The sequence below is a fragment of the Pseudomonas sp. NY15356 genome (assembly GCF_048068175.1).
Taxonomy (GTDB): domain Bacteria; phylum Pseudomonadota; class Gammaproteobacteria; order Pseudomonadales; family Pseudomonadaceae; genus Aquipseudomonas; species Aquipseudomonas putida_K.
The window spans coordinates 15,867-36,943 of sequence record NZ_JBLUPW010000030.1; the positions used below are offsets into that span (position 1 = coordinate 15,867).

The following is a 21,077-nucleotide window of genomic DNA, read 5'->3' on the forward strand; positions in this document are numbered from 1 at the left end:
CCCGCCCTTCGAGGAGCGCCCTCCATGATTCAGCCTGTTGCTGAACGTACACCCGCCGGGACCAGCTACCTGAGCCTCGGCCAGGGCCAGCCCGTGGTGCTGATCCACGGCGTGGGCCTTAACAAGGAAATGTGGGGCGGGCAGTTCGTCGGCCTGTCCAGCGACTACCGCGTCATCGCCTACGACATGCTTGGCCACGGCCAGAGCCCGCGCCCTGCCGCCGACACCGACCTTGCAGGCTACGCCGCACAGTTGGCCGAGTTGCTTGATCACCTGCAGATTGCGCAAGCTGCGGTCATCGGTTTTTCCATGGGCGGCCTGGTCGCCCGAGCCTTCGCCCTGCACCACCCGCAGCGCCTGGCGGCTCTGGTGGTGCTCAACAGTGTGTTCAACCGCAGCCCCGAGCAGAGCGCCGGTGTCATCGCCCGTGCCGCCCAGGCCGCCGAGCACGGCCCCGACGCCAATGCCGAAGCGGCGCTGGCGCGTTGGTTCAGCCGTGAGTACCAGGCAGCCAACCCGGCCCAGGTCGCGGCCATTCGTCAGACCCTGGCCGGCAACGACCCGCAGGGCTACCTGACCACCTATAAATTGTTTGCCACCCAGGACATGTACCGCGCCGAGGACTTGGGCAGCATCCAGGTACCGGCACTGATCGCCACCGGCGAGCACGACCTGGGCTCGACCCCGGACATGGCCCGCCAGCTGGCGGCGCGTATCCCAGGGGCACGCAGCGTGGTGCTGGCCGAGCAGCGGCACATGATGCCGGTGGAGGCGCCGCGCGAAGTCAACAAGATGCTGCTGGACTTCCTCAAGCAAGCCCGCACGTTCACCGAATCCGCCAAGGGGATAGTGGCATGACCCTCGTACGTTTCCAGATGTGCATCGACGGCCAATGGTGCGATGCGCAGAGCGCCAAGACCTTCGACAGCCTCGATCCGGCGACCGCGCGCCCTTGGGCGCAGCTGCCCGATGCCGATGAAGCCGATGTCGAGCTGGCCGTACAGGCCGCCCAGCGTGCCTTCGAAAACCCAGCCTGGCGTGGCCTGACCGCCACTGCGCGAGGCAAGCTGCTGCGCCGCCTGGGCGACCTGATCGCCGAGAACAAGGAGCACCTGGCCCAGCTGGAGAGCCGTGACAACGGCAAGCTGATCCGCGAAACCCGCGGCCAGGTCGGCTACCTGCCCGAGTTCTTCCACTACACCGCAGGCCTTGCCGACAAGCTCGAAGGCGGCACCCTGCCCCTGGACAAGCCGGACCTGTTCGCCTACACCGTGCACGAACCCATCGGTGTGGTGGCCGGGATCATCCCTTGGAACAGCCCGCTGTACCTGACCGCGATCAAGCTGGCCCCGGCCCTCGCCGCCGGCAACACCATCGTGCTCAAGCCGTCCGAGCATGCCTCGGCGACCATCCTGGAGCTGGCGCGGCTGGCCCATGAAGCCGGCTTCCCGGCAGGTGTGGTCAACGTGGTCACAGGCTTCGGCCCTAGCACTGGTGCGGCGTTGACCCGTCACCCACTGGTGCGCAAGATCGCCTTCACCGGCGGCGCGGCAACCGCCCGCCACGTGGTGCGCAGCAGCGCCGAGAACTTCGCCAAGCTGTCGCTGGAACTGGGTGGCAAGTCGCCGAACATCATCTTCGCCGACGCCGACCTGGACAGCGCCATCAACGGCGCCGTCGCCGGCATCTATGCCGCTTCCGGACAAAGCTGCGTGGCAGGTTCGCGCCTGCTGGTGCAGGACGAAATCTTCGATGAGTTCGTCGCTCGCCTGGTGGAGCGTGCCAAGCGCATCCGCATCGGCAACCCCCAGGATGACGCCAGCGAGATGGGCCCGATGGCCACCGCCCAACAGCTGGCCGTGGTCGAAGGCCTAGTCGCCGCGGCCAAGGCCGAGGGCGCCAAGCTGCACCTGGGCGGCAAGCGCGCCGAGGTCGAGGGTGATGGCTGGTTCTATGAGCCGACCCTGTTCGAGTGCGACAGCAATTCGATGAAGATCATGCAGGAGGAAGTGTTCGGCCCGGTGGCGGCGGTGATCCGCTTCAAGACCGAGCAAGAGGCCCTGGCCATCGCCAACGACTCGCAGTTCGGCCTCGCCGCCGGTATCTGGACCCGTGACCTGGGCCGTGCCCACCGCCTGGCCCGCGACGTGCGCTCAGGCATCATCTGGGTCAATACCTACCGCGCGGTCTCGGCCATGGCTCCGATCGGTGGCTTCAAGAACAGCGGCTATGGCCGCGAAAGCGGCATCGATTCGGTGCTCGCCTATACGGAGCTCAAGACGGTGTGGATCAACCTCTCCACCGCCCCCATGCCCGACCCGTTCGTGATGCGTTGACCGAGGGCACGAAGATGATCGAACCAGGCATCTACAAAGACGTGATGGGCTCCTTCCCGTCCGGCGTCACGGTGGTCACTACCCTGGACGCCGACGGCGCCATCGTCGGCATCACCGCCAGTGCCTTCAGCGCGCTGTCGATCGACCCGGCGCTGGTGCTGTTCTGCCCCAACTACGCCTCCGACACCTACCCGGTCCTGCGTGACAGCAAGCAGTTCGCCATCCACCTGTTGTCTGCCGACCAGACCGCCGAGGCCTATGCGTTCGCCGGCAAGGGCAGGGACAAGGCCAAAGGTGTGCAGTGGCAACTGAGCGAGCTGGGCAACCCGCTGCTGGCCAAGGCCACGGCGATCATCGAGTGCGAGCTGTGGCGCGAGTACGACGGTGGCGACCATGCGATCATCGTCGGCCAGGTGAAGAACCTGATCCTGCCCACCGAGCCGGTGACCCCGATGGTGTATCACAAGGGCAAGCTCGGCGCGCTGCCAACGCTAGGCTGAATCACGGGGCCGCGACGCGGCCCATCGCAGGCTTCGCCAGCTCCTACATGGTCGGCTGTGGGAGCCTGCGATGGGCTGCGCAGCAGCCTCACTGTTTCCGGGGGCCGCGCATCCCCCTCACCTTCGGTTGCGGCCCCCTTTTTTCACGCAGGAGCACGGCGCATGAGCAACGAGAAATACGAAAAAGGCCTGCAGATCCGCACCCAGGTGCTGGGTGAGGACTATGTCAATCGTTCGATCCAGAACGCCGACGACTTCACCAGGCCCTTGCAGGAGCTGGTCACCGAATATTGCTGGGGCCATGTCTGGGGCCGCGAAGGCTTGTCGCTCAAAGAGCGCAGCATGATAAACTTGGCCATGATTTCCGCGCTCAACCGGCCCCACGAGCTCAAGCTGCACATCCGCGGCGCCTTGCGAAATGGCCTGAGCCGTGAACAAATTCGCGAGATCCTGCTCCAGGTCGGCATTTATTGCGGCGTACCCGCGGCGGTGGACAGCTTCCGCCTGGCCCGCGAGGCGTTCGCCGAAGCCGATGCGGAGTCAACCCGTTAACAGCGGGCTGTTCGAACCACGCAAGGAGAGCGCCCCAGGTTCGTGGTGCTCCCCTGATCGCGGCCGGGCAGCCTCATTCAGAGCGCACTCGATGAAACGCCAGCCCCTCGACGACAGCTTCAAGGTCAACCGCAACCCCGTTACCCTGCGCGAAATCGTGCTCGACAAACTGCGCGGGGCGATCATGAACTTCCACCTGCTGCCCGGCGATCGCCTGGTCGAACGCGACCTCTGCGACCGCCTCGGGGTCAGCCGCACCTCGGTCCGCGAAGCGCTGCGCCACCTCGAATCCGAGGGCCTGGTGGAGTTCGCCGACGCCAAGGGCCCGCGGGTGGCGATCATCACCCTGGAAGACGCCCGCGACATCTATGAGCTGCGCTGCGTGCTCGAAGGGCTGATCGTCCAGCTGTTCACCCTCAATGCCAAGGCCAAGGACATCCGCGCGCTGGAACGTGCCCTGGAAGTCAACCGCCAAGCCTTGGAGGAAGGCGAGCTGCAACAGGTGCTGGAGTCGGTGCAAGGGTTCTACGACGTCCTTCTGGAAGGCTCCGGCAACCAGGTCGCCGCCCAGCAGCTGCGCCAGTTGCAGGCCCGCATCAGCTACCTGCGTGCCACGTCGGTATCCCAGGAAAACCGTCGCGGCGCCAGCAACCAGGAAATGGAAAAGATCGTCGAGGCGATCAAGAGCGGCGACCCGCAGCGTGCGCACCAGGCCTCGGTCGACCATGTACGCGCCGCCGCCAAGGTAGCCCTGGACTACCTGCGCCAGAAGCAGGAAGACAACACCAAAGTCCGCGACATCGTCGAACCCCTGCCCCTCAAAGACCCCCGCATAGGCCGCTGACCATGCCCTCCGCCCCGCGCTATTGCCCGCACTGCACAACGGAGCTCGCCCGGGGCGTTCCCAGCGGCGACACCCATGAGCGTCTGCATTGCGCCGGGTGTGGCTATGTCCACTACATCAACCCCAAGATCATTGCCGGCTGCATCATCGAGCGCGATGGCAAGTACCTGCTGTGCCAACGCGCCATCCCCCCTCGCCCCGGCACCTGGACCTTGCCGGCCGGCTTCATGGAGGCCGGCGAGACCACCGAACAGGCCGCCTTGCGCGAGGTCTGGGAAGAAAGCGGCGTACGCGGCGAGATCGTCTCGCCCTATTCGATTTTCAGCGTGCCCAAGATCAGCGAGGTGTACATCATCTTCCGCGCCATCGCCACGGAAGAGACCGGCCAGTACGGTCCCGAGACCCTCGCCTACCGCTTCTTCGCACCCGACGAGATTCCCTGGGACGAGATCTACTACCCCGCTATCCGCCAGATCCTCGAGCGCTACATCCTCGAGCGCCAGGCGGGGGTGTATGGCATCTACATGGGCAACGACGATACCGGCAAGGTGCACTTCATCCGCTGATAGGTTGCCAAATTGTAGGGCTGCGCTGCGGCCTGATCGCCGGCAAGCCGGCTCCCACCTGCCTGCGCTATTTTCAGAGGCACCGTCGTACCTGTGGGAGCCGGCTTGCCGGCGATTGGGCCGGGTCAACCCGTGCGCACCTTGAACATTCGCTCGTCATAGGCGAAATCGAACACCTCGCGCACACGGACCTCGCGTACCGCCGGGTGCAGCGGGTTGACCACCAGGTTGCGCTCCAGTTGCAGCACGACCGAAGGCACGATGAGCCCCAGGTGGCTGCGCGCTTCGAGCCAGCGCGTGCCGAACAGCATGCTGGGGCTGTCGGCCGGCAGCGCATCCCAGCCGGCAGGCAGCTCGCCGGCTGCAGGCTCCAGGTACAGTGCCGGATCATCGGGCAGCTCGAAACAGGTGATCTTGAGTGGAAACTGCGGGCGACCGGCCGCATGAACGAAGGTCTCCAGCGTACAGATCGCCGGCGACAAGCCCATGTACAGCGCCGGCACGTCGATCTGGTTCCAGCGCCCACCCACGATCGCCGCGCCCCTGCCACTGAGGTCATCTGCCCGGGAAGCCTTGGCGACGCGCCAGGCCAGCATCAGACGACGCCACCCCATTCCAGGGCCACCAGCGCCCGGCGTACCTGCTTGGCACCGATCTCGGTCTCGCACAGCATTACCGGGGCCATACCGCCAAGCGCATCGTTGGGCCGAGACATCCACGCCACGGCCGGCGCTTCGCCTTCAAAGACCGCCACCGCCTGATGGGTGATTTCGGCGATGCGGTCCAGGCGCTCGGAGGCCACGGCATCGAGCGGCTGGTTATCGCGCACACGGCGCTCGAGGGTCGAGATCGATGCATTGAACAGCGCCGCCAACTGTTTTTCCGGCAGGCTGAACAGGCGCTTGACCTCCTGATAAAGCTTGGCCGGCAAACCGTCGCGGATCTGTACCAGACGCTGGGCCTCGGTCAACTGATCGTGGGCCTTGGAATAGCCCCAAAACACACCGCCCGCCTCGCGGACCTCGAGCGCTGCCTTGCGCCCGCCTTCGATCGTGGCGTAACGCGCACGACGGGCAGGTGCCTTCTTGGTCGTCTCGATCATGTTCACCTCATTTGGTGATAAAAAAGCATCAAATGAAGGATACATCGACTGAAAGGCCGTTGCACGAGTCTTTCTGTGCGGCGAGCGACCTTGCGTCGCGAAAGGACCGAACCCGGCCCCATGGCATTCTCAGGGCGCGACGCCCTCGACAATGATCACCTCAGCCCTCGCCACACCTTGCCGATACCCGCACGCCTCCTGGTACGCCTCGGACCGGTAGCACGCCAACGCCTGCTCGTACGAGTCGAACTCGATCACCACGCTACGCTGTGGGGTAGGCCTTCCTTCCATCGCCTCGCTGCGCCCGCCACGGGCCAGCAGGCGGCCGCCAAACGCAGCGAAGGCCGCCGGGGCGCGTTGGGTGTACTGCTGGTACTGCTCGGGGTCGGTGACATCCACGTGGGCGATCCAGTAGGCCTTCATCCATCACTCTCCTGAAAAAGGTTATTTATGTATGATGGTATACCATAAAAACCACCCTACCACAGCGAGTGTGCAACATGGCTTTCAACAGCATCGAAGAACTCCTCGAGGACTACCGGCACGGCAAGATGGTCTTGCTGGTGGACGACGAGGACCGTGAAAACGAGGGCGACCTGCTGATCGCCGCCGAGCGCTGTGACGCCCAGGCCATCAACTTCATGGCCCGCCACGCGCGCGGGTTGATCTGCCTGACCCTGACCGACGAGCATTGCCAGCGCCTGGGCCTGGAACAGATGGTGCCGGCCAATGGCAGCGTGTTCAGCACCGCCTTCACCGTGTCCATCGAGGCCGCCACAGGCGTCACCACCGGGATCTCCGCCGCCGACCGGGCCCGGACCGTGGCGGCAGCCATGGCCCCCGACGCCCGCCCCGAAGACCTGGTGCAGCCTGGCCATATCTTCCCCCTGCGCGCCCGCGAAGGCGGCGTGTTGACCCGTGCCGGGCACACCGAGGCCGGTTGCGACCTGGCCCGCCTGGCCGGCTTCGCCCCCGCCTCGGTGATCGTCGAAGTGCTCAACGACGACGGCACCATGGCCCGGCGCCCGGACTTGGAGCTGTTCGCCGAACACCACGGCATCAAGATCGGCACCATCGCCGACCTGATCCACTACCGCCTGAGCACCGAGCAGACCATCAAGCGCATCGGCGAGCGCGAACTGCCCACCGTGCATGGCACGTTCCGCCTGGTGACCTACGAAGACCGCATCGAGGGCGGCGTACACATGGCCATGGTGATGGGCGATATCCGCCGCGACCAGCCGACCTTGGTGCGAGTGCACGTGATCGACCCGCTGCGCGACCTCGTCGGCGCCGAATATGCAGGCCCCGCCAACTGGACGTTGTGGGCGGCACTGCAGAAGATCGCCGCCGAAGGCGCGGGCGTGGTGGTGATCCTGGCCAACCACGAATCCTCCCAGGCGTTGCTCGAACGTGTGCCGCACCTGACCCAGCCGGCCAAGCCGTTCCAACGTGGCCAATCGAAGGTGTACTCGGAAGTCGGCACCGGCGCACAGATTCTCCAGGACCTGGGTGTGGGCAAGCTGCGCCACCTCGGCCCGCCGTTGAAGTACGCGGGGCTTGCCGGGTATGAGCTGGAGGTGGTGCAGAGCATTCCGTTCGAGCCTGCCGGGGCCATCTGAACCTAAAGACGCCACGCTTCCCCTGTAGGAGCGGGCTTGTCCCGCGATTGGGCCAGGCAACACAACATTGTTGTGACGACTGACGCAATCGCGGGACAAGCCCGCTCCTACAGGGGAAGCGTGGCGTACTGCTGTCTGGACATACGTTTTTAGTGATGGCCGGTCGCCCTCAACCTCTTGCGAAAAGTTTGGAATACCATAATATGATATCCCGTAGACCTTGAATTCTTGGCCACCTACACTGACAACAAATGGCCAAGCGACATCGTTGGATAGCTGCTCCCCCACTACATGGCGGGCGACAGGAAGCCCGCTCGAATAACAAGATCATGAGGGCGTCAACCATGCTGTTAAGCAAACGAGTCACCACTGTGCTGTCCGCCAGCCTGCTGTCCCTGGCCTGCCAAGCCACCCTGGCCGCCGACAGCCTGAATTTCGTCAGCTGGGGCGGCACCACCCAGGACGCCCAGAAACAGGCATGGGCCGAACCCTTCAGCGACAGCACCAAGATCAAGGTCGTGCAGGACGGGCCCACCGATTACGGCAAGCTCAAGGCCATGGTCGAGAGCGGCAACGTGCAATGGGACGTGGTCGACGTCGAAGCCGATTTCGCCCTGCGCGCCGCCAGCGAGGGCCTGCTCGAGCCCTTGGACTTCACCGCCATCCAGCGTGATCGCATCGACCCACGCTTCGTCTCCGACCATGGCGTGGGCTCGTTCTTCTTCTCCTTCGTGCTCGGCTACAACGAGGGCAAGCTCGGCGCCAACAAGCCGGTCGACTGGACGGCACTGTTCGACACCAAGACCTACCCCGGCAAACGCGCCCTGTACAAGTGGCCAAGCCCTGGTGTGCTCGAGCTGGCCCTGCTGGCCGACGGCGTACCGGCCGACAAGCTCTACCCGCTGGACCTGGACCGCGCCTTCAAGAAGCTCGACACCATCAAGAAGGACATCGTCTGGTGGGGCGGTGGCGCCCAGTCCCAGCAGTTGCTGGCCTCAGGCGAAGCCTCCCTCGGCCAGTTCTGGAACGGCCGGGTCTACGCCCTGCAGCAGGATGGCGCACCCGTGGGTGTGAGCTGGAAGCAGAACCTGGTCATGGCCGATTTCCTGGTCATCCCCAAGGGCGCCAAGAACAAGGATGCGGCCATGAAGTTCCTGGCCAATGCCAGCAGCGCCAAGGGCCAGGCCGACTTCGCCAACCTGACCGCCTACGCCCCGGTCAACCTTGACAGCATCGCCCAGCTCAAGCCCGAGCTCGCCCCGAACCTGCCGACTGCCTATGCCCAGGACCAGGTGACCCTCGACTTCGCCTACTGGGCGAAGAACGGCCAGGCCATCGCGGCCCGCTGGAATGAGTGGCTGGTCAAATGAAAGTCGCCATCAATGCCCTGCACAACGCGCAAGGCGCCCCCAGCGGCACCGGCACGCCGGGGGCGGCCGTGCGCCGCCCCACCTTGAGCCAACGCTGGCGCGGCAGCCGCAACCTGCTGCCGGCCCTGGCGTTCCTTGGCCTGTTCTTTTTCGCGCCGTTGATCGGCCTGTTGCTGCGCGGCGTGCTGGAACCGGTACCGGGGCTGGGCAACTACGAACAGCTGTTCGCCAACTCGGCCTATACGCGGGTGTTGCTCAACACTTTTTCCGTGGCCGGCCTGGTGACCGTGATCAGCGTGCTGCTGGGCTTTCCACTGGCCTGGGCGATCACCCTGGTGCCACGAGGCTGGGGCCGCTGGTTGCTGAACATCGTGCTGTTGTCGATGTGGACCAGCCTGCTGGCCCGCACCTACTCCTGGCTGGTGCTGCTGCAGGCCTCGGGGGTGATCAACAAGGTGCTGATGGCGCTCGGCATCATCGATGCGCCGCTGGAGATGGTGCACAACCTCACCGGCGTGGTGATCGGCATGAGCTACATCATGATCCCGTTCATCGTGCTGCCGTTGCAGGCGACCATGCAGGCCATCGACCCGATGGTGCTGCAAGCCGGCTCCATCTGCGGTGCCAGCCCCTGGACCAATTTCTGGAAAGTGTTCATCCCGCTGTGCCGCTCGGGCCTGTTCTCCGGTGCGCTGATGGTGTTCGTCATGTCGCTCGGTTACTACGTGACGCCCGCCCTGCTCGGCGGCGCGCAGAACATGATGTTGCCTGAATTCATCGTCCAGCAGGTGCAGTCGTTCCTCAACTGGGGCCTGGCCAGCGCCGCCGCCGCGTTGCTGGTGCTGATCACCCTGGTGCTCTTCTACTTCTACCTGAAGCTGCAGCCGGAATCCCCGGTCGGCAACGCGAGGTAAATGCCATGCTCCTGACTCCCAACGCCATGGGCCGACCGCTGCGCACTGGCCTGTACCTGACCACCGGGTTGATCGCGGCCTTCCTGCTGCTGCCGATCCTGTTCATCGTGCTGCTGTCGTTCGGCTCGTCCCAGTGGCTGGTATTCCCGCCTCCGGGCTGGACCTTCAAATGGTACGAACAGTTCTTCGCCAACCCCGAGTGGATGGACGCCGCTCTGGCCAGCCTCAAGGTCGCCGTGCTCACCACCGTGTGCGCCGTGCTGCTGGGCCTGCCCACAGCCTTCGCCCTGGTACGCGGGCGTTTCCCGGGCCGCGAGTTGCTCTATGGCCTGTTCACCCTGCCGATGATCGTGCCGCTGGTGATCATCGCCGTAGCGGTGTATGCCCTGTTCCTCAAGCTCGGCTACACCGGCACGCTGTTTTCCTTCGTGGTCAGCCACGTGATCGTCGCCCTGCCGTTCACCATCATCTCGATCATCAACTCGCTGAAGCTGTTCGACCAATCGATCGAGGACGCTGCGGTGATCTGCGGCGCCTCGCGCTTGCAGGCGATCTTCAAGGTGACCTTCCCGGCGATCCGCCCGGGGATGATCGCCGGCGGCCTGTTCGCCTTCCTGGTCTCCTGGGACGAGGTGGTGCTCAGCGTGATGATGGCCAGCCCCACCCTGCAGACCCTGCCCGTGAAGATGTGGACCACCTTGCGCCAGGACCTGACCCCGGTGATCGCCGTCGCCTCGACGTTGCTGATCGGCCTGTCGGTCCTGGTCATGGTCATCGCCGCCGCCTTGCGCCGGCGCAACGAAGTCAGCGCCTGAGCGCTCGGAGACAATAACAATGAGTGCAGTGATCAAAGATGCCGCGCCCGCCAAGACCCTGGTCAGCCTGCGCAACCTGAACAAGCACTACGGTGAATTTGCCGCCGTGGACAACATCAGCCTGGACATCCAGGACGGTGAGTTCCTGACCTTCCTCGGCTCCAGCGGCTCGGGCAAGTCCACCACCTTGTCGATGCTGGCCGGCTTCGAGACCCCCAGCAGCGGCGAGATTCTGGTCGACGGCCAGTCGCTGGTGAAGGTACCGCCGCACAAACGCGACATCGGCATGGTGTTCCAGCGCTACTCGCTGTTCCCGCACCTGTCGGTACGCGACAACATCGCCTTTCCCCTGGCGATCCGCAAGCACAGCGCCGCCGAGACGGCCAAGCGGGTCGACGCCATGCTCAAGCTGGTGCAGCTCGAGCAGTTCGCCCATCGCCGCCCCGCGCAGCTTTCCGGTGGCCAGCAGCAGCGTGTGGCCATTGCCCGGGCGCTGGTGTACGAGCCACGCATCCTGCTGATGGACGAACCCCTCGGCGCCCTGGACAAGAAACTGCGCGAAGACCTGCAGGACGAGCTGCGCCAACTGCACCGGCGCCTGGGCATCACCATCGTCTACGTGACCCACGACCAGGAAGAAGCCATGCGCCTGTCCCAGCGCATCGCGATCTTCAGCCATGGCAAGATCGTCGGCCTGGGCAGCGGCTTCGACCTGTATCAGAACCCACCGAATGCCTTCGTCGCCTCGTTCCTGGGCAATTCCAACTTCCTTCGGGTCAAGGCCACCAGCAACGGCGCGGCCAGCTTCGAGGGGCAATCGTTGGCGATCCGCCTGACCGCCGGGCTGACGGTCGGCCAGGATGCGCTGATCATGGTGCGCCCGGAGAAGGCCCTGGCCCTGACGGCCGACCAGGCGACGCGCGAGGTATTGCCGGCGGGTTGGAACGAGGTCTCGGCCAAGGTGGCGGAAGTCCTGTTCCTCGGCGAAAGCCAGACCTGCCATGTGGTGACCGCAGGAGGCACGGAAATGACCGTAAAGGCCCTGTCGGCGGCGGGAATGGCGATGCAGCCTGGCGATAGCGTGAAGGTGCGTTGGGCAGTGGCCGACGCCTGCACTTACACCGAGTGGGCCGAAAGCGACTTGAACAAGGCCGCGGGCGCCCATTGATCACATCGCCCCATCGCGGGACAAGCCCGCTCCCACAGGGGCAGCGCATTTCTTGAAGCTTGCGCTGTATTTTGTGGGAGCGGGCTTGTCCCGCGATGGAGCGGTGAAAGCAACGGAAAAACCAACTGCCTACGCAGGCAACCGATACCGCTCGGCAAAGTATTGCCGGAAGAATTCCACCGCCACCCGCACCTTGGCCGAGCCGGCCAGCGGTGAGGTGTACACCGCCCAGATATCCGCTGCCTGCTGATAACCCTCCAACACATGCACCAGGCGCCCGTCGGCGATGTTGTCGTGCACGTCCCACCATGAACGCAGCAGGATGCCCCGCCCATCCAGGCACCATTGGTGCGCCACCTCGCCATGGTTGCTCGACAACGCGCCGGTCACCCGTACGCTCTCTTCGCCATCAGGGCCCTCCAGGTGCCACACACCGAAGGGGTGGTCACGTTCCTTGATCACCAGGCAGTCATGGCTGGCCAGGTCCGCCAGGCTTTTCGGCGTACCGCGCCGTGCCAGGTACCGAGGGGCCGCGCACAGCACCCGGCGGTTGCGTGCCAGGGGCTTGGCGATCAGGTTCGGGGCGATGACGTTGCCGACCCGGATGTCCAGGTCCACTCCTTCGGCGATCAGGTCCACCAGGCGGTCGTGCACATCCAGGCGGATGTCAAGCTTCGGGTAGCGCGCCGCCAGCTCCGACAGCGCTGGCGCCACGAAGCGCCGGCCCAGGCCCAGGCTGCTGGCGATACGCAGTTGCCCGGCAGGTTCGCGCTGGCCGGCATTGAGGTCGTCGTCCATACGCTGCAGGGCTTCGAAGATCTGCTGCGCCCATTGGTACACCCGCTCGCCCTCCTCGCTCACCGTCACCCGTCGGGTGGTGCGGTGCAACAGGCGTACGCCGAGGTTTTCCTCGAGCAGGCGGATGCGCTTGCTGACGAAGGCCGCAGACATCCCCCGCTCATCCGCCACCGCGGCGAAGCTGGCGCGGCGCGCCACCTGCAGGAAGATATCGAGGTCGTCCAGGTTCGGCAGATTATTCACGATTCGTGCACCAAGAATTGATTAATCACCGGATTATCTCCGGAACACGTCCTTATAGCATGGCCTGCATCCGTTACCCAGAACAGCGAGTGCGCCCTATGAGCAAGACCTTCAAAATCGCCGCCATCCCCGGAGACGGCATCGGCAACGAAGTCCTCCCCGAAGGCATCCGCGTGGTCGAAGCGGCCGCGCGCAAGCACGGCCTGAACCTTGAGATCGAATACTTCGAGTGGGCCAGCTGCGACTACTACCTGGCCCACGGCAAGATGATGCCCGACGACTGGTTCGAGCAGCTCAAGGGCTTCGACGCCCTGTATTTCGGCGCTGTCGGCTGGCCGGACAAGGTACCTGACCATATCTCCCTGTGGGGCTCGCTGCTCAAGTTCCGCCGCGACTTCGACCAGTACGTGAACATCCGCCCGGTGCGCCTGTTCCCTGGCGTACCCTGCCCGCTGGCAAACAAGGCCCCTGGCGACATCGACTTCGTGGTGATTCGCGAAAACACCGAGGGCGAGTACTCGTCCCTGGGCGGTCGTATGTTCGAGAACACCGAGAACGAGTTCGTGCTGCAGGAGTCGGTGTTCACCCGCCGCGGTGTCGACCGCATCCTCAAGTACGCCTTCGACGTGGCCCAGACTCGCGAACGCAAGCACGTGACCTCGGCGACCAAGTCCAACGGCATGGCCGTGAGCATGCCTTACTGGGACGAACGCACCGCCGCGATGGCCGCACACTACCCAGAGATCAGCTGGGACAAGCAGCACATCGACATCCTCTGCGCCCGCTTCGTGCTGCAACCGGAGCGCTTCGACGTGGTGGTCGCCTCCAACCTGTTCGGCGACATCCTCTCCGACCTGGGCCCAGCCTGCGCCGGCACCATCGGCATCGCGCCGTCGGCCAACCTCAACCCCGAGCGCAAGTTCCCGTCGCTGTTCGAACCGGTCCATGGTTCGGCACCGGACATCTACGGCAAGAACATCGCCAACCCGATCGCCATGATCTGGTCCGGCGCACTGATGCTCGAGTTCCTCGGCAAGGACGGCGACGACACCCGCTACCAGGCCGCCCACGACGACATCCTCAAGGCCATCGAGACAGTCATCGCCAACGGCGACACCACCCGCGACATGGGCGGCAGCCGTTCGACAAAGGAAGTAGGTCAGGCCATTGCCGAACTGCTGGGCGCTTAATCGATAAACCTGGGCCGACTGTCAAGATTGTCAGACAGTCGGCTTGCAGTACGTGACAATTCAATGCACACTTCGTTAACCAAAAGATATGCGTTAACTTTTGGTTAACGAATGAGGAAAAAGCTATACCTGACAAGGATTTCCCAAGCGCTTAGCATTCCAAACGCTCCAGGAGACAATTGATGTCCCACAAGAATAAAAAGATTGATGTATTCCTGATCACTGTGAGCCTGATCGCCGTACTGCTCACCGTCATCGGCCTTGCTGCCTTCCCCGTGCAATCGGAAAGCATGGCCAACCAGTTGTTCGAACTGTCCACCCGTACCTTCGGCACCAGCGTCCAGGTGCTGGTCTTCGGCAGCTCCCTGGCCGTGCTGTACCTGGCGTTCAGCAAGTACGGCAATATCCGCCTGGGCGCCGGCAAGCCCGAATATTCCACCGCGACCTGGGTGTTCATGTTCATCTGCGCCGGCATGGGTTCCTCGACCCTGTACTGGGGCGTCATGGAATGGGCTTACTACTACCAGACGCCCGGCCTGAACATCGCGCCGATGTCGGCCCAGGCGCTGGAATACAGCGTCAGCTACTCCTTCTTCCATTGGGGCATCAGCGCCTGGTCGATCTATGCCCTGGCGTCCCTTGCCATGGCCTACCACTTCCATGTACGCAAGAAGAGCGGCCTGAACCTGGCCTCGATCATCGAGGCAGTCACCGGCTTCAAGGCCACCGGCCCCATCGGCCGCACCGTGGACCTGATCTTCCTGTTGACCATGATGGGCGCGCTGACCGTTTCCCTGGCGCTGACCGCCTCCACCCTGACCCGCGGCCTGTCGGACCTTGCCGGCACCCCCAATACCTTCACCGTGCAACTGATGGTGATCGGTGCGGTGGCGCTGCTGTTCTCGCTCAGCTCCTACATCGGTATCGACGGCGGCCTGCAACGCCTGTCGAAGATGGTCTGCGTGGGCGCCCTGCTGTTCGCCGTGGTAGTGCTGCTGGTCGGCCCGACCCAGTTCACCGTCAACAACACCGCCAATGCCATTGGCCTGATGATCCAGCAATACGTACACATGAGCCTGTTCACCGACCCTGCCGGCGATGGTGCCTTCACCCGTAACTGGACCGTTTTCTACTGGCTGTGGTGGGTGTCCTATGCACCGGGCGTGGCCATGTTCGTCGCCCGCGTGTCGCGCGGCCGGCAGATCAAGGAAGTGGTGTTCGCCCTGCTGATGGGTGGCAGCTTCGGGTGCTGGTTCTTCTTCGGCGCCCTGGAAAGCTACAGCATGCACCAATTCATCAATGGCCAGATCGATGTACCGAAGTTGCTCAGCACCGTCGGTGGCGAAGCAGCGGTGACCGACCTGTTGCTGGCCTTGCCATGGGGCACGCTGTTCCTGGCGGTGTACCTGTTCATCATGGCGGTGTTCTGCGCCTCGCACATGGACGCGGCGGCCTATGCTGTGGCGGCTACCAGCACCCGCAATCTGCGCGAAGGCGAGGACCCGAGCCCGACCCTGCGCCTGTTCTGGTGCATCGTGCTGACCCTGGTGCCGCTGGCCATGCTGTTCGCCAAGGCATCGTTGTCGACCATGAAGACCGCGGTGGTGCTCACCGCCATCCCCTTCATGCTGATCCTGCTGGTGAAGATCTACGGCTTCTTCAAGTGGCTGGCCGCCGACTACGGCCAGGTTCCGGCCTACCGGATCGAGGAAGAGGCCGCGCGCCTGGCTGGCGAGGAGCCGGCCGAGCAAGCACCACGCAGCACCGCTGCCGTGCATTAAGGGAAGTACCGCCCCCTATCGCCGGCAAGCCGGCTCCCACAGGGCCTCGGCACCCGCCACTCCTGTGGGAAGCAGGTGTCCTGTGGAAACTGGCTTGCCAGCGATAGGGTCAGTGCAGGCAAGACGTCGTTGCCCATAAAGCAGCCTGCAAGTTCCAAATTTTTTTGCCCGAACTGTTAACTAACAGATACGCGTTAACCAATAAGTAAAACCGAGATAGAGCCATGAACGATTTCAAACGCCTGCCCGCCGATTTCTGCGCCAACCCTGAAGTAGCCTTCACCCTTCCGGCCAATTTCTACACCCAGGCCGCGGTGTTCGAGCACGAGAAGGAGGCGATCTTCGCCAAGAGCTGGATCTGCGTCGGTCACCGCAGCGAAGTCGCTGAAAAGAACGCCTACATCACCCGTGAGGTGATCGGTGAAAGCATCATCGTCGTGCGTGGTCGCGATGACGTGCTGCGGGCCTTCTACAACGTCTGCCCGCACCGTGGCCACCAGTTGCTCGAAGGCAGCGGCAAGGCCAAGAACGTGATCACCTGCCCATACCACGCCTGGACCTTCAAACTCGACGGCGAACTGGCGCACGCCCGCAACTGCGAGAACGTCGCCAACTTCGACAAGGAAAACTCCACCCTGGTGCAGCTGCGCGTCGAAGAATACGCAGGCTTCATCTTCATCAACATGGACATGGATGCCGGCATCGTCGAAGACCAGCTGCCAGGCCTGCAGAAGCGCATGCGCGAAGCCTGCGCCGTGATCGACGACCTGCACCTGGCCGCGCGCTTCGTCAGCGACACCCCGGCCAACTGGAAATCGATCGTCGACAACTACCTGGAGTGCTACCACTGCGCCCCGGCCCACCCAGGCTTCTCCGACTCGGTGGACGTCGGCCAGTACAACCACAGCCTGCATGGCAACTGGACCCTGCAGTACGGCCTGGCCAAGCCTTCGGAGCAGTCGTTCAAGTTCGACGAATCGGTCAAGGACCCGTCCTTCGCCGGCTTCTGGGCTTGGCCGTGCACCATGTTCAACGTGCCGCCAGGGGCGAACTTCATGACCGTGATCTATGAATTCCCGGTCGATGCCGAAACCACCCTGCAACACTATGACATCTACTTCCTGAACAAGGACCTCACCGAAGAGCAGCTCAAGCTGATCGACTGGTACCGCGAAGTCTTCCGCCCGGAAGACCTGCGCCTGGTGGAAAGCGTTCAGAAAGGCCTCAAGTCCCGCGGCTACCGCGGCCAGGGCCGGATCATGGTCGACCAGCAGCGCAGCGGTGTGAGCGAACACGGTATCGCCCATTTCCACAACCTGATTGCCGTCGCCCACCTGGACTGATGCACCCGGCCGCCGGCCCAACGGGCGGCGGCCTTCGGAGAGCCTTGCGTGAAACTTCAAGACAACAAGCTGTTCCGCCAGCAGGCCTATATCGCCGGGCGCTGGTGCGATGCCGACGGCCAGCAGACCCTGGCGGTCAACGACCCGGCCAGTGGCGAGCTGCTCGGCCATGTACCGCTGATGGGCGCCGCCGAAGCCGTGCGCGCCATCGAAGCGGCCGAGGCGGCCCTGGCCGACTGGCGTGGCCGTACGGCCAAGGAACGGGCGAACATTCTGCGCCGCTGGTACGAATTGCTGCTCGAGCACGAGCAGGACCTCGCCCTGCTGATGACCCACGAACAGGGCAAGCCGTTGCATGAGGCTCTGGGCGAGATCCGCTACGCCGCCTCCTTCGTCGAGTGGTTCGCCGAAGAAGGCAAGCGCGTCTATGGCGATGTGATCCCAAGCCCTGCCAACGACAAGCGCTTGCTGGTGATCAAGCAAGGCATCGGCGTGTGCACCGCGATCACCCCATGGAACTTCCCGGCGGCGATGATCACCCGCAAGGTCGCCCCGGCCCTGGCCGCCGGATGCACCATCGTGGTCAAGCCGGCCAACGAAACCCCGTTCAGTGCCCTGGCCCTGGTCGAGCTGGCCGAGCGCGCCGGCATCCCGGCCGGCGTGTTCAGCGTGGTCACCGGCGATGCCCCGGCCATCGGCGCGCAATTCACCGGCCACCCGAGCGTGCGCAAGCTCAGCTTCACTGGCTCCACGCCGGTGGGCCGCCTGCTCATGGGCCAATGCGCAGAAACCATCAAGAAGGTCAGCCTGGAGCTGGGCGGCAATGCGCCGTTCATCGTCTTCGATGACGCCGACATCGACGCTGCGGTCGACGGCGCGCTGATCGCCAAGTACCGCAACGCCGGGCAGACCTGCGTGTGCGTCAACCGTTTCTATGTGCACGACAGCGTCTACGAGCGTTTCGCCCAGCGCTTCGTCGAGCGCGTGCGCGCCCTGGCGGTCGGCCACGGCAATGCCGAAGGCACGCAGATCGGCCCGCTGATCAGCGACAAGGCCGTGGCCAAGGTGCGCAGCCTGATCGACGACGCCGTTGGCAAAGGTGCCAGCGTGCTGCTCGGTGGCAAGGCCCACGGGCTGGGCGGGCAGTTCTTCGAACCGACCGTGCTGGCCGACATCGCCCCCGGCATGGAGCTGCTGCAGGAAGAGATCTTCGGCCCGGTGGCCGCGCTGGTGCGCTTCACCACCGACGACGAAGTGATCGCGCTGGCCAACGCCACCCAATATGGCCTGGCGGCGTACTTCTACAGCCGCGACCTGGCCCGCGTGTTCCGCGTGGCCGAGCGCCTGGAGTACGGCATGGTCGGCATCAACACCGGGCTGATCTCCAACGAGGTCGCACCCTTCGGTGGCGTCAAGCAATCGGGCCTGGGCCGCGAAGGCTCCAAGTACGGCATCGAGGACTATCTGGAAATCAAGTACCTGTGCCTCGCCGTTTGAGCGGGCCAGTATCCGTGCCACGCGGCAGGGCCTGCCGCGTGCGCTGCAAGTCGAGGTGAACCATGGCCAAGCAATACGAAATGTTCAAGGTGCGAGTCACCGACGTGGAACAGGCCACGCCGCTGATCAAGCGCTTCACCCTGGCCCGCGAAGACGGCACCGCCCTGCCCGCCTTCACCGGCGGCAGCCACGTCATCGTGCAGATGCAGTCGGCCTGCGGCAATCAGTTCAGCAACGCCTATTCGCTGATGAGCGACCCGCGCGACCTCTCCCGCTACCAGATCGGTGTGCGCTTGGAGGAGCAGTCCAAGGGCGGCTCGGCGTTCATGCACAACCAGGTCGAGGTGGGCAGCGAGCTGACTATCTCCACCCCCAACAATCTGTTCGCCCTCGACCCGTCGGCTGGCCGCCATGTGCTGATCGCCGGCGGCATCGGCATCACCCCGTTCCTGGCGCAGTTGCATGAACTCGAAGGCAGCGATACCCCCTACGAACTGCACTACGCCTTCCGCGCGCCGGAACATGGCGCCTTCCAGGCTGATCTGGAAAACGGTCCCCATGCGCCAAGCACCCGTTTCTACATCGACAGCCTGGACCGTAAGCTGGACCTGGCCGGCCTATGTACGGGCCTGGCCGATAATGCGCACCTGTACGTGTGCGGGCCCAAGCCGCTGATCGATGCGGTGATCGCCACTGCCGCCGCCGCAGGCATCCACGAATCGCGCGTACACTGGGAACAGTTCGCCGCTGCAGCACCTGCCGCCGGTGCCGCCTTCACCGTGGTACTGGCCAAGTCCGGCACGGAACTCCAGGTCGAGGAAGGCATGACCATCCTCCAGGCCATCGAGAAGTCCAAGGCTGCCAAGGTCGAATGCCTGTGCCGTGAAGGCGTATGCGGCACCTGCGAGACGGCCATTCTCGAAGGCGAGGCCGAGCATTTCGACCAGTATCTGAGCGATGAGGAAAAAGCCTCGCAGCAAACCATGATGCTGTGCGTGTCCCGCGCCCGCAGCGCCCGCCTGGTGCTCGACCTGTAACACCGACTGCGCCGGTGCTCGCCTACGGGCCGGCACCGCGCGCAGTGGTCTAGGCTGTACCTCTTGACCACAAGGAAAAGAGGCCCAAGCCCATGCTTTTGTCACGCCCGCCCTATGCCATGGCCCTGGCGCTGTGCATCGCCTGCTCCCCGGCGCTCGCCGCCGAATCCTCCCCCCAGTACCTGCTCACGCAGGCCCAGGCCGAGCAACCGGCCTACCTCGCCACCCTCAAGACCCTGGTGTCGGTCGATACCGGTACCGGTACGCAAGCCGGCCTGGCCCAGATCGGCGCCGAACTGGCCAAGCGCCTGAAGGCGCTAGGTGCCGAGGTGCACACCAGCCCGGCCAAGCCGTCGGTGGGCGACAACATCGTCGGGACGTTCAAAGGCAACGGCAGCAAGGATTTTCTGCTGATGGTGCACTACGACACGGTGTTCGGCCCAGGCACCGTGGCCAAGCGACCGTTCCGGGTGGAAGGCGAGCGCGCCTATGGCCCGGGTGTCGCCGATGCCAAGGGCGGCGTGGCGATGATCCTGCATGCGCTCAAGCTGCTGCAGGACCAGCAGTTCAAGGGCTATCGCACCCTCACCGTGCTGTTCAACCCGGACGAGGAAATGGGCTCGGCAGGCTCGAAACAGCTCATCGCACAGCTCGCCCGCGAGCATGACTATGTCTTTTCCTACGAGCCGCCAGACAAAGACGCGGTGACCGTCGCCACCAACGGCATCAACCGCCTCAAGCTCGAAGTGAAAGGGCGCTCCTCGCATGCCGGCTCCGCCCCCGAGCAAGGTCGCAACGCCTTGACCGAACTGGCTCACCAGCTCCTCCAGCTCAAAGACCTGGGCGATGCCAGCAAAGGCACCACAGTGAACTGGACCCTGGCCAAGGCTGGCGAGAAAGCCAACATCATCCCGGCCCTGGCGAGCGCGGAAGCGGACATGCGCTATTCGGACCTCAGCGAAACCGAGCGGGTGGCGGCCGATGCCAAGCGTATCGCACAAAAACACCTGGTCGAGGACACCCAGGCCACCGTGACCCTGGAAAAAGGCCGCCCGCCCCTGGCCCGCAACGAAGGCTCCCGCCAGTTGGCCGAAACGGCCCGGGAGCTGTATAGCCAGATCGACCACACCCTCGAACCCATCGCCATGCGCTTCGGCACCGACGCCGGCTATGCCTATGTGCCCGGCAGCGCCAAGCCGGCGGTGCTGGAGACCATGGGCGTGGTCGGTGCCGGGTTGCACGCCGAGGACGAATACATCGAGCTCGCCAGCATCGCCCCACGGCTGTACCTGACAGTGGCGATGATCCGGCGCCTAGCGCAGTGAGGGGCGTTGCCTAGCCGCCCAATCGCCGGCAAGCCGGCGCCCACCGGGGCCAGCGCTGCTTCAGAGCACCGCCG

General features: G+C 64.4%; 21 protein-coding genes. 17 read left to right on the forward strand and 4 right to left on the reverse strand.

Annotation, left to right across the window (positions count from 1 at the left end; translation table 11 throughout):
* Nucleotides 1-24 precede the first annotated feature (24 nt).
* The 6 genes from ACNFCI_RS19920 to ACNFCI_RS19945 all read left to right on the forward strand — a co-directional run bounded on the left by ACNFCI_RS19920 (nucleotide 25) and on the right by ACNFCI_RS19945 (nucleotide 4,798).
* Nucleotides 25-858 carry an alpha/beta fold hydrolase gene (locus ACNFCI_RS19920; protein WP_084853536.1) on the forward strand — a complete coding sequence of 278 codons (834 nt, stop codon included), beginning with the start codon at nucleotides 25-27 and terminating at the stop codon, nucleotides 856-858.
* The gene (locus ACNFCI_RS19925; RefSeq protein WP_084853537.1) at nucleotides 855-2,336 is read left to right on the forward strand and encodes an aldehyde dehydrogenase; all 1,482 of its coding nucleotides are present in this window, start codon (nucleotides 855-857) and stop codon (nucleotides 2,334-2,336) included. Before ACNFCI_RS19920 ends, ACNFCI_RS19925 begins: the two co-directional genes overlap by 4 nt.
* Nucleotides 2,337-2,350: 14 nt before the next feature.
* Nucleotides 2,351-2,836: a flavin reductase family protein gene (locus tag ACNFCI_RS19930; protein ID WP_368830287.1), complete on the forward strand. Its 486-nt coding sequence runs from the start codon at nucleotides 2,351-2,353 to the stop codon at nucleotides 2,834-2,836.
* Nucleotides 2,837-2,998: 162 nt separating this feature from the next.
* Complete coding sequence (locus tag ACNFCI_RS19935; protein WP_046617259.1) at nucleotides 2,999-3,388, forward strand: carboxymuconolactone decarboxylase family protein; 390 nt, start codon at nucleotides 2,999-3,001, stop codon at nucleotides 3,386-3,388.
* A 91-nt stretch (nucleotides 3,389-3,479) separates the two neighbouring features.
* Entirely contained in the window at nucleotides 3,480-4,232 is a 753-nt protein-coding gene (locus tag ACNFCI_RS19940) for a GntR family transcriptional regulator (RefSeq protein ID WP_084853540.1), read from the forward strand.
* A gap of 2 nt (nucleotides 4,233-4,234) precedes the next feature.
* Nucleotides 4,235-4,798, forward strand: a complete 564-nt coding sequence (locus ACNFCI_RS19945) for an NUDIX hydrolase (RefSeq protein ID WP_324815949.1) — start codon at nucleotides 4,235-4,237, stop codon at nucleotides 4,796-4,798.
* A gap of 125 nt (nucleotides 4,799-4,923) precedes the next feature.
* Here the strand turns inward: ACNFCI_RS19945 and ACNFCI_RS19950 are convergent, their stop codons facing one another.
* From ACNFCI_RS19950 to ACNFCI_RS19960, 3 genes are all read right to left on the reverse strand, one after another.
* A complete protein-coding gene (locus tag ACNFCI_RS19950; RefSeq protein WP_324815952.1) occupies nucleotides 4,924-5,412 on the reverse strand; it encodes an RES family NAD+ phosphorylase in 489 nt (162 codons plus the stop codon).
* Nucleotides 5,394-5,900: an antitoxin Xre/MbcA/ParS toxin-binding domain-containing protein gene (locus ACNFCI_RS19955; protein WP_084853545.1), complete on the reverse strand. Its 507-nt coding sequence runs from the start codon at nucleotides 5,898-5,900 to the stop codon at nucleotides 5,394-5,396. Before ACNFCI_RS19955 ends, ACNFCI_RS19950 begins: the two co-directional genes overlap by 19 nt.
* A gap of 129 nt (nucleotides 5,901-6,029) precedes the next feature.
* Complete coding sequence (locus tag ACNFCI_RS19960; RefSeq protein ID WP_084853547.1) at nucleotides 6,030-6,323, reverse strand: DUF1330 domain-containing protein; 294 nt, start codon at nucleotides 6,321-6,323, stop codon at nucleotides 6,030-6,032.
* A gap of 77 nt (nucleotides 6,324-6,400) precedes the next feature.
* On the opposite strand from ACNFCI_RS19960, the gene ribBA reads away from it, so the two are divergent.
* From ribBA to ACNFCI_RS19985, 5 genes are all read left to right on the forward strand, one after another.
* Complete coding sequence (gene ribBA / locus ACNFCI_RS19965; protein ID WP_324815958.1) at nucleotides 6,401-7,522, forward strand: bifunctional 3,4-dihydroxy-2-butanone-4-phosphate synthase/GTP cyclohydrolase II; 1,122 nt, start codon at nucleotides 6,401-6,403, stop codon at nucleotides 7,520-7,522.
* A 344-nt stretch (nucleotides 7,523-7,866) separates the two neighbouring features.
* On the forward strand, nucleotides 7,867-8,892 hold the full coding sequence (locus ACNFCI_RS19970) for a polyamine ABC transporter substrate-binding protein (RefSeq protein WP_324817345.1): 1,026 nt from the start codon (nucleotides 7,867-7,869) through the stop codon (nucleotides 8,890-8,892).
* Nucleotides 8,889-9,806, forward strand: coding sequence for an ABC transporter permease (locus ACNFCI_RS19975; RefSeq protein WP_324817342.1), 918 nt, complete (start codon nucleotides 8,889-8,891; stop codon nucleotides 9,804-9,806). Before ACNFCI_RS19970 ends, ACNFCI_RS19975 begins: the two co-directional genes overlap by 4 nt.
* Before the next feature lie 5 nt (nucleotides 9,807-9,811).
* Entirely contained in the window at nucleotides 9,812-10,621 is an 810-nt protein-coding gene (locus tag ACNFCI_RS19980; protein ID WP_084853554.1) for an ABC transporter permease, read from the forward strand.
* 19 nt (nucleotides 10,622-10,640) lie between these two features.
* A complete protein-coding gene (locus ACNFCI_RS19985) occupies nucleotides 10,641-11,789 on the forward strand; it encodes an ABC transporter ATP-binding protein (RefSeq protein WP_368830212.1) in 1,149 nt (382 codons plus the stop codon).
* 129 nt (nucleotides 11,790-11,918) lie between these two features.
* Here ACNFCI_RS19985 and ACNFCI_RS19990 read toward each other — a convergent pair whose 3' ends face one another.
* Nucleotides 11,919-12,830, reverse strand: coding sequence for a LysR family transcriptional regulator (locus ACNFCI_RS19990; RefSeq protein WP_084853558.1), 912 nt, complete (start codon nucleotides 12,828-12,830; stop codon nucleotides 11,919-11,921).
* A 98-nt stretch (nucleotides 12,831-12,928) separates the two neighbouring features.
* Between ACNFCI_RS19990 and ACNFCI_RS19995 the strand changes: the two genes are divergently transcribed.
* From ACNFCI_RS19995 to ACNFCI_RS20020, 6 genes are all read left to right on the forward strand, one after another.
* Nucleotides 12,929-14,020: a tartrate dehydrogenase gene (locus ACNFCI_RS19995; protein WP_084853559.1), complete on the forward strand. Its 1,092-nt coding sequence runs from the start codon at nucleotides 12,929-12,931 to the stop codon at nucleotides 14,018-14,020.
* Between the two features lie 182 nt (nucleotides 14,021-14,202).
* On the forward strand, nucleotides 14,203-15,801 hold the full coding sequence (locus tag ACNFCI_RS20000) for a BCCT family transporter (RefSeq protein ID WP_084853561.1): 1,599 nt from the start codon (nucleotides 14,203-14,205) through the stop codon (nucleotides 15,799-15,801).
* A gap of 224 nt (nucleotides 15,802-16,025) precedes the next feature.
* Nucleotides 16,026-17,144: an aromatic ring-hydroxylating dioxygenase subunit alpha gene (locus ACNFCI_RS20005; RefSeq protein WP_368830213.1), complete on the forward strand. Its 1,119-nt coding sequence runs from the start codon at nucleotides 16,026-16,028 to the stop codon at nucleotides 17,142-17,144.
* A gap of 48 nt (nucleotides 17,145-17,192) precedes the next feature.
* Nucleotides 17,193-18,641, forward strand: a complete 1,449-nt coding sequence (locus tag ACNFCI_RS20010; RefSeq protein ID WP_368830214.1) for an NAD-dependent succinate-semialdehyde dehydrogenase — start codon at nucleotides 17,193-17,195, stop codon at nucleotides 18,639-18,641.
* Between the two features lie 62 nt (nucleotides 18,642-18,703).
* A complete protein-coding gene (locus ACNFCI_RS20015; protein WP_368830215.1) occupies nucleotides 18,704-19,678 on the forward strand; it encodes a 2Fe-2S iron-sulfur cluster-binding protein in 975 nt (324 codons plus the stop codon).
* Nucleotides 19,679-19,770: 92 nt separating this feature from the next.
* Nucleotides 19,771-21,003, forward strand: coding sequence for a M20/M25/M40 family metallo-hydrolase (locus tag ACNFCI_RS20020; RefSeq protein WP_084853569.1), 1,233 nt, complete (start codon nucleotides 19,771-19,773; stop codon nucleotides 21,001-21,003).
* The last annotated feature ends 74 nt before the right edge of the window (nucleotides 21,004-21,077 follow it).

Coding starts and splice junctions, on each gene's coding strand:
- ACNFCI_RS19920 (WP_084853536.1), top strand. CDS start 25: ATGATTCAGCCTGTTGCTGAACGTACACCCGCCGGGACCAGCTACCTG.
- ACNFCI_RS19925 (WP_084853537.1), top strand. CDS start 855: ATGACCCTCGTACGTTTCCAGATGTGCATCGACGGCCAATGGTGCGAT.
- ACNFCI_RS19930 (WP_368830287.1), top strand. CDS start 2,351: ATGATCGAACCAGGCATCTACAAAGACGTGATGGGCTCCTTCCCGTCC.
- ACNFCI_RS19935 (WP_046617259.1), top strand. CDS start 2,999: ATGAGCAACGAGAAATACGAAAAAGGCCTGCAGATCCGCACCCAGGTG.
- ACNFCI_RS19940 (WP_084853540.1), top strand. CDS start 3,480: ATGAAACGCCAGCCCCTCGACGACAGCTTCAAGGTCAACCGCAACCCC.
- ACNFCI_RS19945 (WP_324815949.1), top strand. CDS start 4,235: ATGCCCTCCGCCCCGCGCTATTGCCCGCACTGCACAACGGAGCTCGCC.
- ACNFCI_RS19950 (WP_324815952.1), bottom strand. CDS start 5,412: ATGGGGTGGCGTCGTCTGATGCTGGCCTGGCGCGTCGCCAAGGCTTCC.
- ACNFCI_RS19955 (WP_084853545.1), bottom strand. CDS start 5,900: ATGATCGAGACGACCAAGAAGGCACCTGCCCGTCGTGCGCGTTACGCC.
- ACNFCI_RS19960 (WP_084853547.1), bottom strand. CDS start 6,323: ATGAAGGCCTACTGGATCGCCCACGTGGATGTCACCGACCCCGAGCAG.
- ribBA (WP_324815958.1), top strand. CDS start 6,401: ATGGCTTTCAACAGCATCGAAGAACTCCTCGAGGACTACCGGCACGGC.
- ACNFCI_RS19970 (WP_324817345.1), top strand. CDS start 7,867: ATGCTGTTAAGCAAACGAGTCACCACTGTGCTGTCCGCCAGCCTGCTG.
- ACNFCI_RS19975 (WP_324817342.1), top strand. CDS start 8,889: ATGAAAGTCGCCATCAATGCCCTGCACAACGCGCAAGGCGCCCCCAGC.
- ACNFCI_RS19980 (WP_084853554.1), top strand. CDS start 9,812: ATGCTCCTGACTCCCAACGCCATGGGCCGACCGCTGCGCACTGGCCTG.
- ACNFCI_RS19985 (WP_368830212.1), top strand. CDS start 10,641: ATGAGTGCAGTGATCAAAGATGCCGCGCCCGCCAAGACCCTGGTCAGC.
- ACNFCI_RS19995 (WP_084853559.1), top strand. CDS start 12,929: ATGAGCAAGACCTTCAAAATCGCCGCCATCCCCGGAGACGGCATCGGC.
- ACNFCI_RS20000 (WP_084853561.1), top strand. CDS start 14,203: ATGTCCCACAAGAATAAAAAGATTGATGTATTCCTGATCACTGTGAGC.
- ACNFCI_RS20005 (WP_368830213.1), top strand. CDS start 16,026: ATGAACGATTTCAAACGCCTGCCCGCCGATTTCTGCGCCAACCCTGAA.
- ACNFCI_RS20015 (WP_368830215.1), top strand. CDS start 18,704: ATGGCCAAGCAATACGAAATGTTCAAGGTGCGAGTCACCGACGTGGAA.
- ACNFCI_RS20020 (WP_084853569.1), top strand. CDS start 19,771: ATGCTTTTGTCACGCCCGCCCTATGCCATGGCCCTGGCGCTGTGCATC.